Genomic DNA, 12,015 nt, shown 5'->3' on the forward strand with positions numbered 1-12,015 from the left:
TCTGATTTCTGCAGCAAGTGGGACATGGATGCGGAAGCCGGCCGCCGCAATGACAGGACGACCGGCTCGGGCGACGGTCAGATGACCTCTTCGCTCCAGGCGTCGGGGGTGCCGAAACGATGCGCGGTGATCGCGATGGCCTGCTCGTGCAGGAACGGCAGCAGCTCGAGGCGACCGGCGGTCGTGACCGGGTTCGCGTAGACGGCGAGATCCGGGTCTCCGGCGATCGCCTCGGCGAGGGTGCGGTGCAGGATGTCGGTCTCGGATGCGGGACCCACGAGCCGTGCTCGCGCGACGCGCGGCTTCACGCTCACACCCGCCGCATCCGCCTCGGCACGGGTGAGCCGCTCGATCCACTGCGCATCCGTCTCGACGTGCACCGTGAGACCCGCCTCACCCAGGGCGCGGCGCACGGCGGGGGGAAGCCCCGTCGCCGTGCTCAGGGATGCGGCGGAACCTGCGCGGAGGGCAGCGAGAGCGATGCGCAGCACCTCCTGCACCTCCGCGCCCGCGGTCGCCCGCACGGCGACATCGACCGACCGGTACCGGAACAGGTTCCGCTCGATGCCGAGCCCCGTCACGTCCTTGATGCGGCCGAACTCGCGGTCCCACTCCACCGCGTCCGACAGCGCGGCACGGCGCAGCCACTCGAAGCGTTCGTAGTCCAGAGCCGGCTGGGCGGCTTCGATGATCGCGGTGATACGAGAGTCCAGCCCGCGCAGATGCAGCGTGGTGGAGCCGCTGACGGCGGTCGGCCGCCAGCTCCCGAGACCGATCAGGTAGTTCGGGCCGCCGGCCTTCGTCCCCGCCCCGACCGATGAGCGCTTCCAGCCTCCGAACGGCTGGCGCTGCACGATCGCGCCCGTGATGCCGCGGTTCACGTAGAGGTTGCCCGCCTCGACGCGGTCGAGCCACAGCGCGAGGTCGTCGGGGTGCTGGGTGTGAAGGCCCGCTGTGAGGCCGTAGGCGACCGCGTTCTGCAGCTCGATCGCCTCGGCCAACGACGAGGCGTGCATGACGCCCAGCACCGGACCGAAGAACTCCTCGAGGTGGAAGCGCGACCCCGGCGCGACACCGGTGCGGATGCCGGGACGCCACAGTCGTCCCGCCAGCTCCGGCGCTCCATCGATCTGCTCGGGTTCCACGAGCCACTTCTCGCCGTCGTCGAGCGTCGTGAGCGCCCACGCCAGCTTGCCCTGCGGGGGCTCGATCACCGGGCCCACCTCTGCGGCGGCGTCGGCGGGCGACGCGACCACGAGCGAGCGCGTCGCATCGACGAGCTGGCGCGCGAAGCGGGCCGAGCGCCCCACCGATCCGACGAGGATCGCGAGGGATGCGGCGGAGCACTTCTGTCCGGCATGCCCGAACGCGCTCCTGACGAGATCGGATGCGGCGAGGTCGAGATCGGCCGACGGCATGACGATGATGGCGTTCTTGCCGCTCGTCTCGGCCAGCAGCGGAAGATCCGGTCGCCACGAGCGGAACAGCTGGGCGGTCTCCCACGACCCGGTGAGGATCACCCGGTCCACCGCGGGATGGGAGATGAGATGCTCCCCCAGCTCCCCCTCGTCGATGTCGACGAGAGCGAGCAGGTCGCGGGGCACGCCCGCAGCCCACAGCGCTTCGGCGACGACAGCCGCCGAACGGCGAGCCTGAGGGGCGGGCTTGAACACCACGCCGGATCCGGCCGCGAGGGCCGCGAGCACGCCTCCCGCGGGGATCGCGAGCGGGAAGTTCCACGGCGGCGCGACGACCGTGAGCCGCGCCGGGACGAAGACCGCGCCGGCGACCCGATCCAGCTCGCGCGCGGTGGCCGCGTAGTAGTTGGCGAAGTCCACCGCCTCGCTCACCTCGACGTCCGCCTCGGACACCACCTTGCCGGTCTCGGATGCGGCGACCTCGATGAGCTGGTCGCGGCGCGCCTCGAGGGATCGCGCGGCCGCCTGCAGCACCACGGCGCGGTCGGCCGCGGGCAGCGCACCCCAGCCGGCGGCCGCGTCGCGCACCCGCGCGATCGTGCGCTCGAGCGTGTCCGTGTCACCGACGCGGGCGCCGCCGATCGTCGCGTCACCGGCGGTCGAGGTCTCGATCCGCTCGATGATGCGCTGCGCCCACTCGCGGTTGGCCGGAAGGGCGGGATCGGTGTCGGCTGCGGGACGGAAGCCCGGCGCCCCGTGCGCGCCTGCGTTCGATTCGCGCGGCGAGAAGACGGCCGTCTCGACGAACTCCGCGCCGCCGAACAGGACCGAGTGCGCGTCGGGCTCGGCGCGGTCGGCGGCGATGCCGAGGACTGCCTGGGTGAGCCCGGCGATCTCCTGCGTGGGGGCGGGGTCGCGCAGGATGGCGGGCTGGGCCGCATCCGCCGCACTCTGCAGACGGTTCTGTCCGCGGCGGGGTCCGGTGCGCAACGCCGCATCCGCAGACCGTTCGATGGAGGCGAGGAAGCGGTCGCGCTCACGCTCGAACAACTCGGGATCGGTGTCGAGGTCGAACGCGGCGGAGAGGAAGTTCTCGCTGGAGGCGTTCTCCTCGAGGCGGCGCACGAGATAGCTGATCGCCACGTCGAACTCGTCGGGACGGACGACCGGCACGTACAGCAGCACGGCGCCCACCTCGCGAGACACCGCGGCGACCTGCCCCGCGGCCATGCCCAGGAGCATCTCGAACTCGATGCGCTCGCGCACGCCCCGTTCTCCTGCGAGCAGCCACGCGTAGGCGACGTCGAAGAGGTTGTGACCGGCGACACCCACCCGCACCGCGGCGGCGTGATCGGCATCCAGCGCCCAATCGAGGCAGCGCAGATAGTTCGCGTCGGTGTCGAGCTTCGTGTCGTACGGCGCCTGCGGCCAGCCGTGCATGATCGCGTCGACGCGCTCCATCGCGAGGTTCGCACCCTTCACGAGACGCACCTTGATGCCGGAGCCACCGTCCTCGACGCGCTGCCGGGCCCACGCGGTCAGCTCCTGCAGAGCCGGGAGCGCATCGGGCAGATACGCCTGCAGCACGATGCCCGCCTCGAGTCGCGAGAGCCGCTCGTCCTCGAGGATGCGGGTGAACACCGCGATCGTGAGGTCGAGGTCGCGGTACTCCTCCATGTCGAGGTTGATGAAGGTGCCGTCGGCGGCGGCGCTCAGATACAGCGGCAGCAGCCGCTCGACGACGCGTTCGACGACGTCGTCGAACGCCCAGAGCGAGATGTGGCCGGCGATGGCCGAGACCTTGACCGAGACGTAGTCGACGTCGGGTCGGCGGATGAGCTCGTGGATGCCGTCCAGTCGACGCCGCGCCTCGTTCTCGCCCAGCACGGCCTCGCCCAGCAGGTTGAGGTTCAGCTTCGCGCCGCCCTCGCGCAGCTTGGCGATCGCCGCCCCCCGCTTCTCGGGGCGGGCGTCGACGATGAGGTGGCCGACCATGTCGCGCAGCGCACGGCGGGCGATCGGCACGACGGGCGTGGGCACCGCGGGGGCGACGGCCCCTCCGACTCGCACGGCGGAGCGCAGGTACCAGGGCAGGAAGTCGGGCACGAGCGGGGCGATGCGGCTGAGGTTCGCCGCCGCGGCCGACAGGCTCTCGGGGCGCATGACGCCGTCGACGAACCCGATCGTGAAGGGCAGTCCGTTGGGGTCGCGCAGCACTCCCGCGAGGCGTTCCGCGGCGGGGTCGGCATGGGCGTCTGCTGCTTCGGTGACCCAACGTCGCGCGAGGGTGACCGCGTCGTCGGCGAGGGATGCGGGACGCGGCGCTCGTGGCGCCCCCGCCTCGGTGCTGGAGGACATGCGCTCAGCCTACGTCGGGGCCCGGCGGCGCCACCGGCGTGACACGAGCCCGCCCGCAGGGGCGGATCAGCGCCAGATGCTGGGCGCGGGGCGACGCGTCGACGGGAGCGCCACATCCTCGGCCCAGCGCAGCATCCACTCCTCGGGAGCGGGCACGGTGGCGGGGTCCTGGCCCAGCGCTTCGAACAGCTCGGCGAGCCCGACCGTGCCGCCCGAGCGGCGCACGAAACGGCCGCGGGCGATGAGCTGCGCGTAGATCTCACCGTCGACGACAGCGCGGTGTTCGAGGTAGACGGCGCGGTCGTCGGCGGCGATGACGCGCGACTCCACGTCGAAGCGCTGCCACAGATGCAGCGACTTGCGGTAGCTGATGGTCGCGTTGGCGACGACCGGATACCAGCCGCGCTCGCGCATGAGGTCCCAGAGCCCGGTGCGCATGAGCAGGTCGAAGCGTCCGAGGTCGAACAGCGACAGGTACCGTCCGTTGTTCATGTGCCCCACGACATCGAGGTCGGTGGGAAGCGTCGTCAGCCGGATGCGCCCGACGCCGAGCGAGTCCATCGCGCCTTCGCGACGGTAACGGCGGCGGGAGGAGGCGAGCAGAAGAAGAGTGCGCCAGATCACGTTCACGACGACAGATCGTAGGAGAGGGCAGGCGGATGCGGGATTCGATTGTGCGATCTCGACAGCAGCGGCGGCCGCATCCGGGTCGCGGATGGTGGCCCGCAATGACCCGGCGGTGCCGATTTCCGCCGTTCGTGCCGCCCGCGTAGAGTCTGGCCATGGAAGCCGACCTCACCACCGATGTGATCGTCCGCCCGGTACGCGATGTGGACGCCGAAGCCCTCGGTCGCGTGCACGCCACGTGCTGGCACGAGACCTACGACCACCTGATCAGCAAGGCCGCACTGGAGCGCGTCTCGCCCCGCAGGCTCGCCGAGCTCTGGACCCACTGGGCCGAGCAGGGCCCCGACTACCGCATGTCCGCAGCGCTCGTGGAGGGCGAGATCGTGGGCTTCGTCGGCTCCGGCCCCGCGCGCGACGAGGACGCACCGCGCGAGAGGGAGCTGTACTTCATCTACCTGCTGGATGCCTGGCACGGCACCGGCATCGGCCAGAAACTCTTCGACGCCGCGGTCGAGCCCGGCGAGCAGCTGTATCTGTGGGTCGCCGACGACAACCCTCGCGCGCACCGCTTCTACACGCGCAACGGCTTCGCCCTCGACGGCGCGACGCACACCGAGCCGTTCCTCGGCGAGACGCTGACCGAGGTCCGCTTCACCCGCTGACCCGGCTCCCGCTTTTCCGCGAGACTGCATCTTCGTCACGAGATCACGGTGTTTACCCGTGCGTTCGTGGCGGAAATGCAGTCTCGCGGCCGTTTGAACGGGGATGCGGGGTCAGCGGGAGCTGACCGTGCCGAAGAGCCGTGCGATGGGCGCGAGCACGAGGGGGCGCGCAGCGATCCACCCGCCGGCCATCACGAGCACGGATGCGGCGAAGATCCAGAACCCGGCCCAGTTGTCCGCGTATGCGGTGGGATCCGCCGACCCCTGCGCCGCGTACATGTGGTTGAGGTTGCGCAGCGCACCGGTCGCGAAGACGAGGGCGACGTGCACGATGATGAACGCCACGAAGTAGAGCATCACCGGGAAGTGCACCTTGCGGGCCCACTCGATCGGGTAGATGCGGTTGAGGGTCTCCGCCTTCCGCGGCCACAGTCCGCTCATCCGCACACCCGTGAGGATCGCGAGCGGCGCGGCGACGAACACCGTCGTGAAGTAGGCGAGTTGCTGGAGGCTGTTGTAGTTCACCCAGCCGTTCTCGGTGGGCCAGTCCAGCGACGCGTACTGCAGCATCGCGGACAGCGCGTTGGGGAGCACCTCCCAGCTGGTCGGCACGATTCGCATCCACTGCCCCGTCACGAACAGCAGCACCAGGAACACGAGCCCGTTCGCGAGCCACAAGAGGTCGAGCGACTGGTGGAACCAGATCGTCAGGCTGGTCTTCCGCTTGCTGTTCCACCGCGGCGTCCAGAACGCGGCCGGCCGCTTCTCGCGCCGTATCTGCAGACCCGACCGGATGATCAGCAGCATGAAGAACGCGTTGAGGAAGTGCTGCCATCCCAGCCAGGCGGGAAGCCCCACGGGGGCGCTCTCGGGAAGGTGGTACTCGCCCGGGTAGGTAGCGAGGAAGTCTCGCAGCGGCTCGAGCGAGACGAGCCACCGCGTCGCGAACACGATCATCGCGAGCGCGAACAACACCCCCGCGCCGGCGGAGGATGCCCGCGCCTGCCCACTGCAGCGCGGTGAACGGGCCGTAACGGCGCGGCTCCGGCCGCGGCGCGGGGCGCTCGAAAGCGTTACGTCCGGGGAAGACGGTCGGCGTGAACGGCAGCGGCTCCCGCATCCGTTCGACGTCCGTGGTTCCCGGTTCGAGGGACTCCGCCTGCGGCTTCACGCCCGGATTCGGCGCAGGTGACGCCCCTTGAACGTCCGGGACGGATGCGACCGGCCTCGGCTCGGCCCCGACGGGCGTCGCGGATGCGGCGGCGCGCTCGGGCGCGGCGGAGTCGGCCTCGGTCGCGGCAGACCCAGCGTTCGCGGCGGACCCCGCGTTCGGCGCAGAGCCGGCGGTCGCGGCGAAGCCCGCGTTCGCGGCGGAGCCAGCGTCCGTCGCGGAATGCGTCGCGGTGTCGGGGTGCTGAGCGGGCGCTGCGGCGACCTCCGGCCGTATCCGTCCCACCGGGGGCCACGGCTCGCCGCCCGCAACGCGCGGTAGTCCCCGACGCACGGGCTTCGAGCCTTGCTCGCCTGTCACAGATCGCGCGGTTTCCGCGCGATCTGTGACAGGGGAGCCGGGGTGGGAGGGGCCCTGGAGGGTAGGGACCGAAGGAGGCCAGGGCTCTCCCCCCGCCACCCGCGGCAGCCCCCTTCGCACCGAGCGCCGAGCGTGTTCGCCTGTCACAGATCGCGCGGTTTCCGCGCGATCTGTGACAGGCGAACGGAGGGATGGCGACTCCGCGGCCGCCACCACAGGCGCGACCTCCACCTCGCGGGCGGCCTCTGCCCCAGGGGCGACCGCAGCCACGGAAGACAGGGCGGGCGCACCGCCGGCGGACGCCACGGCGGCGGCGAAGGATGCGGGGGGCCACGGCTCCCCGCCGGCGACGCGCGGAAGTCCCCGTCGCACGCGACGCGGGCGGTCGGCCACGCTCAGCCCCGCTTCGCCGCGAGGGCGTCGATGAGCTGCGGCACCACCTGGAACACGTCGCCGACGACGCCGAAGTCCGCGATCTGGAAGATCGGCGCATCGGCGTCCTTGTTGACGGCGACGATGGTCTTCGCGGTCTGCATGCCGGCCTTGTGCTGGATGGCGCCCGAGATCCCGAGCGCGACGTACAGCTGCGGCGACACGGAGACGCCGGTCTGTCCGACCTGGTGCTCGTAGGGGATGTAGCCCGCATCCACCGCCGCGCGCGACGCGCCGACGGCGGCGCCGAGCGCGTCGGCGAGCTGCTCCACCAGGACGAACTTCTCGGCCGAACCGAGTCCGCGCCCACCCGACACCACCCGCGCGGCTCCCCGCAGCTCGGGACGCGAGGAGGCCTTCTCCACCACCTCGGTGGACAGCACGGATGCGGCCGGCACATCCGACGGGGTCACCGCCAGTTCCGTCACGACCGGCTCGACGGCCGCCGCACGGTCCTCGACCGCGCCCTGACGCACCGTCGCCACGAACGGCCCGAAGGTCGCCGCCGCGTCGACGGAGTATGCGCCGCCGTACACGGAGTGGTGCGCGATCACGCCCTCGTCGTCGCGGTCGAGGCCGACGATGTCGACGGCGAGGGCCGCGCCCAGGCGCGCGGCGAGCCGGCCCGCGACGTCGCGCCCGTCGAGCGAGTGCGAGAGGAGCACCGCCTCGGGCGCCACCTGCGCCACCGCCGCGGCGAGCGCGTCGACCTCGGCCACGCCGAGCCCCTCACCCGCGGGCGCGACGAGCACGCGAGGCGCCCCCCACTCGCCGGCTGTCGCGGCGAGCGCAGCGTCCCCCACGACGAGGGCGACCGGCGTTCCCACCCGGGATGCGGCCCCGAGGAGTGCGGCGCCGGATGCGGCGAGCCCCCCGGCCGCCGAGGTCTCCAAGAACACCAGGACGGCGTCGTCGGCGAAGTCGGTCATCGTCGTCACCTCTCAGACCAGGCGGTTCTGGATCAGGAACTCGGCGAGGCGGTTGCCGCCGTCGCCCTCGTCGACGATCACCTGGCCAGCGGCCCGCGCGGGTCGGGGGGCGATCGCGATCATGATCGAGCGCGCGACATCGGGGTCGTCCGCGTCGATGCCGAGGTCGGCGAGCGACAGAGTCTCGATGGGCTTCTTCTTCGCCGCCATCACGCCCTTGAAGCCGGCCATCCGCGCCTCGGGCATCGCCTCGGTGATCGAGATGACGGCAGGCAGTTCGGCACGGATGCGGCGCACGGCGCCGTCGCCGGGACGCTCGCCCTCGACGGCATCCTCGTCGAGCTCGACACGGGCGAGGCCCGTCGCGGACGCCACACCCAGCCGCTCGGCGATCATGGCGGGGATCACCCCGCCCACGCCGTCGGTGGACTGGTTGCCTGCTATGACGAGGTCGAAACCGGTCCGCGCGATGGCGGCGGCGAGCACCTGGGCCGTGAGCCCCAGGTCGGCGCCGCGGAGCGCTTCGTCGACGATCTGCACGGCCGAACCGGCACCGAGCGCGAGGGCCTTGCGCAGCGTGGGCGTCGCCTCTTCGGCAGCCATCATCATCGCGACGACCTCGGTACCCGGATGCGCGTCGGCGTACGAGAGCGCGGCCTCGAGGGCGCGCTCTCCGATCTCGTCGATGACGCGGTCGCTGGCGGCGCGGTCGGCGAGTCCGGTCTCGAGATCCAGGACGCGGTCACCGTAGGTGTCGGGGACTTCTTTGACCAGCACGACGATTCTCATGGGGCGGTGCTCCTTCGACAGGACGAGTCTAGACGACACTCGGTGTCAGCGATGGCGGAACTGAGGCGCACGCTTCTCCCGGAAGGCGGCCATCCCCTCCTTCTGGTCCTCGAGCGCGAAGAGCGTCGCGAAACTCTGCTTCTCGAACCGAAGCCCCTCCGCCAGCGTCGTCTCCTGCGCCGCTCGCAGCGCCTCCTTCGCGGCGTAGACGACCGGCAGCGACTTCGACGCGATGGCTTCGGCGACCTCCATCGCCGCATCCCGCAGCTCGGAGGCGGGGACGACGCGCGAGACGAGTCCCGCTCGCTCGGCCTCCTCGGCCCCCATGCGGCGCCCGGTCAGCACGAGCTCCGCGGCCTTGTACGCGCCGACCGCACGGGCGAGCCGCTGGGTGCCGCCGAGACCCGGGATGACGCCCAGCGCGATCTCGGGCTGACCGAACTGCGCGGTGTCGGCGGCCAGGATGATGTCGCAGATCATGGCGAGCTCGCATCCGCCGCCGAGGGCGAACCCGGCGACCGCGGCGATCAGCGGCGTCCGGGCCCGCGTCACCTCTTCGAGGGCGGCGAACGGGTTGTCGACGAGCATGTCGCGCGCGGACTTGTCGGCCATCTGCTTGATGTCGGCGCCGGCGGCGAACGCGCGCTCGCTTCCGGTGAGCACGATCGCCCCGACGCCCTCGTCGGCGTCGAAACCGGCGACGGCGGCGGCGAGCTCACCCACCAGGGTCGAGTTGAGGGCGTTCAGGGCTTCGGGACGATTCAGGGTGATCCACCCGACGCGACCGTGCTGCTCGACGAGGATCGTCTCGTAGGTGCTCATCTGCCCATCGTGGCATGAGCGCACCCGCGTGCGGCAGGTCCGCTCACCGGGCAATTCCCCTCAGACCCGTTCGACGACCAGGGCGTTCGCCATGCCGCCGCCCTCGCACATCACCTGCAGCCCCCGGCGCCCGCCCGTGTGCTCCAGGTACGCCACGAGCGTGCCGAGCAGCCTCGTCCCGGACGATCCGAGCGCGTGCCCGAGCGCGATCGCGCCGCCCCAGGGGTTCAGACGCGCGGGGTCGGCGCCGATCTCGTCCAGCCAGGCGAGCGGCACCGAGGCGAACGCCTCGTTCACCTCGTACGCGTCCATGTCGTCGATCGTGAGCCCCGCACGATCCAGGATGCGGCGCGTCGCCGGGATCGGCGCGGTGAGCATCATGAGCGGGTCGTCGCCGACGACCGCGAACGACCGCAGGACGGCGCGCGGGCGCAGCCCGAGCTCCGCCGCGCGTTCGGCGCTCATGAGCAGCACCGCGGAGGCGCCGTCGGTCAGCGGCGACGACGATCCGGCGGTGACGCGCCACTCCAGCTCGGGGAAGCGGGACGCTGCGGCATCGGTGCGGAATGCGGGCGGCAGAGCCGCCAGCGCGTCCGCGGTCGTCTGCGCACGGATCGTCTCGTCGACCTCGACGAGGCCCGTCGGCGTCTCCACGGGCACGAGCTGCGATGCGAACAACCCCGCCGCGGCCGCCGCCGCGGCACGGCGGTGGGACTCGGCCGCATAAGCATCCAGCGCCTGGCGGGACAGGCCCCACTTCGCAGCGATGAGCTCGGCGGCGATGCCCTGCGAGACGAGGCCGTCGGGGTAGCGCTCGTGCAGCAGCGGCGAGACGGGCGACCCGGATGCGGCCGCCGAGCCGAGGGGCACGCGGCTCATCGACTCGACGCCCCCGGCGATCACGAGGTCGGCCGCCCCGGCCATGATCGCGTGCGCCGCCGAGTGGACGGCCTGCTGGCCTGAACCGCACTGACGATCGAACGTCGCGGCGGGCACCGTCTCGGCGAAGCCGGCCGCGAGCACGGCCTGGCGCGCGATGTTCGTGGACTGCTCGCCGACCTGACTGACGCAGCCGAGCAGCACGTCGTCCACGACGGCGTCCTGGAGGCCGTTGCGCTCGACGAGGGCGCGCAGCACACCGGCCGCGAGGTCAACGGGATGCACGCCGCTCAGCGCGCCCCCCGGTTTGCCCCGACCCGAGGGCGTGCGCACCGCATCGACCAGCACCGCCTCGCGCATCGGCTCAGCCCTTCTCTTCGGGCCGCTCGCTGACATGCTCTGCCGCCTCGTCGGGGACGTACCCGGCGACGTGCCGTTCGTCGTGGCCGTTGTAGGCCGAGAGCGGGCGAATGAGGGCGTTGCGGCTGTACTGCTCCATGATGTGCGCCGTCCAGCCGACCACACGCGCGGCGACGAACAGCGGAGTGAAGGTGACCGTGTCGAACCCGATGAGGTTGTAGGCGGGCCCCGACGGATAGTCGAGGTTGGGGTAGATGCCCTTGCGCGCCACGAACTCGCTCTCGAGCGCGTCGTAGAGCCGAGCCACGTCAGGGCGGTCGTAGTGGGCGACGAGATCGTCGAGCGCCGCCTTCATGGTGGGCACGCGGGAGTCGCCGCGCTTGTAGACGCGGTGGCCGAAGCCCATGATCTTGCGCTTGTTCGCGAGTGCGTCGTCGAGCCAGGCCGTGACGTTCTCCGCGTCGCCGATCTCATCGAAGATGTGCAGGACCGCCTCGTTCGCGCCGCCGTGCAGCGGACCCTTCAGCGCGCCGACCGCGCCGACGACGGCGGAATGCAGATCGCTGAGAGTGGAGGCGATGACCCGCCCGGTGAAGGTGGAGGCGTTGAACGAGTGCTCGGCGTACAGGATCATCGATCGGTTGAAGGCGTCGACGACGACCGCATCCGCCTCTTCACCGAAGGTCATCCAGAGGAAGTTCGCGGCATAGTCCAGATCGTCGCGCGGCGGGATCGGGAGCTGACCGCGGCGGCGGCGCTGACCGTAGGCGACGATCGCCGGCAGCGCGGCGAACAGCCGGAGGCTCCGCGCGAGATTCTCCTCCGGAGTCCCGACGGCGTCGAGCACCGACCCGACGCCGGCGAGATCCGCGGCGCCGAGCACGCTCAGCGCGGTGCGCACCTCGTCCATGGGATGCGCGTCGAGCGGCACGAGTTCGATCGCCGACTGCACGGCCGCCGTGAGCGGCCGGTGCTCCCGCTCGACACGGCGGAGCTCGGCGAGCTGCTCGTCGCTCGGCAGTTCGCCGTGCCAGAGCAGATACGCCACGGCCTCGACCGGCTGCGTGGCGGCGAGCTCCTGCACGGGATAGCCCCGGTAGAGCAGCGAGTTGGTCTCCGGGTTGACCTTGGAGATGGCGGTCTCGTCGGCGACGACCCCCGCCAGCCCCTTCCGGATCTGGTCCTGCTCGGTCATGTCACTCCTTCGT

Annotated in this window: 9 protein-coding genes; 1 reads left to right on the forward strand and 8 read right to left on the reverse strand. The window is 71.6% G+C overall.

Translation table 11 applies throughout. The features are described from left to right. Positions 1-77: 77 nt before the first annotated feature. Together QE377_RS05375 and QE377_RS05380 are read right to left on the reverse strand one after the other, a co-directional pair. A complete protein-coding gene (locus QE377_RS05375; protein ID WP_307320269.1) occupies positions 78-3,776 on the reverse strand; it encodes a bifunctional proline dehydrogenase/L-glutamate gamma-semialdehyde dehydrogenase in 3,699 nt (1,232 codons plus the stop codon). 66 nt (positions 3,777-3,842) lie between these two features. Continuing rightward, the gene (locus QE377_RS05380) at positions 3,843-4,406 is read right to left on the reverse strand and encodes an acyl-CoA thioesterase (protein WP_137418857.1); all 564 of its coding nucleotides are present in this window, start codon (positions 4,404-4,406) and stop codon (positions 3,843-3,845) included. Between the two features lie 152 nt (positions 4,407-4,558). Between QE377_RS05380 and QE377_RS05385 the strand changes: the two genes are divergently transcribed. Next, on the forward strand, positions 4,559-5,065 hold the full coding sequence (locus QE377_RS05385) for a GNAT family N-acetyltransferase (protein ID WP_234073760.1): 507 nt from the start codon (positions 4,559-4,561) through the stop codon (positions 5,063-5,065). Between the two features lie 111 nt (positions 5,066-5,176). Here QE377_RS05385 and QE377_RS05390 read toward each other — a convergent pair whose 3' ends face one another. The 6 genes from QE377_RS05390 to QE377_RS05415 form a co-directional block, all read right to left on the reverse strand. Beyond that, positions 5,177-6,040: a cytochrome b/b6 domain-containing protein gene (locus QE377_RS05390; protein WP_307320277.1), complete on the reverse strand. Its 864-nt coding sequence runs from the start codon at positions 6,038-6,040 to the stop codon at positions 5,177-5,179. Between the two features lie 951 nt (positions 6,041-6,991). Then, entirely contained in the window at positions 6,992-7,957 is a 966-nt protein-coding gene (locus QE377_RS05395) for an electron transfer flavoprotein subunit alpha/FixB family protein (protein ID WP_307320280.1), read from the reverse strand. A 12-nt stretch (positions 7,958-7,969) separates the two neighbouring features. Beyond that, complete coding sequence (locus QE377_RS05400; RefSeq protein ID WP_307320283.1) at positions 7,970-8,746, reverse strand: electron transfer flavoprotein subunit beta/FixA family protein; 777 nt, start codon at positions 8,744-8,746, stop codon at positions 7,970-7,972. Between the two features lie 45 nt (positions 8,747-8,791). Continuing rightward, positions 8,792-9,568: an enoyl-CoA hydratase-related protein gene (locus QE377_RS05405; RefSeq protein ID WP_307320284.1), complete on the reverse strand. Its 777-nt coding sequence runs from the start codon at positions 9,566-9,568 to the stop codon at positions 8,792-8,794. A 60-nt stretch (positions 9,569-9,628) separates the two neighbouring features. Then, positions 9,629-10,807, reverse strand: coding sequence for a thiolase family protein (locus QE377_RS05410; protein ID WP_307320286.1), 1,179 nt, complete (start codon positions 10,805-10,807; stop codon positions 9,629-9,631). Positions 10,808-10,811: 4 nt separating this feature from the next. Then, the gene (locus tag QE377_RS05415; protein ID WP_307320288.1) at positions 10,812-12,002 is read right to left on the reverse strand and encodes a bifunctional 2-methylcitrate synthase/citrate synthase; all 1,191 of its coding nucleotides are present in this window, start codon (positions 12,000-12,002) and stop codon (positions 10,812-10,814) included. Positions 12,003-12,015 lie beyond the last annotated feature (13 nt).

The organism is Microbacterium sp. SORGH_AS_0862 (assembly GCF_030818795.1).
GTDB lineage: Bacteria > Actinomycetota > Actinomycetes > Actinomycetales > Microbacteriaceae > Microbacterium.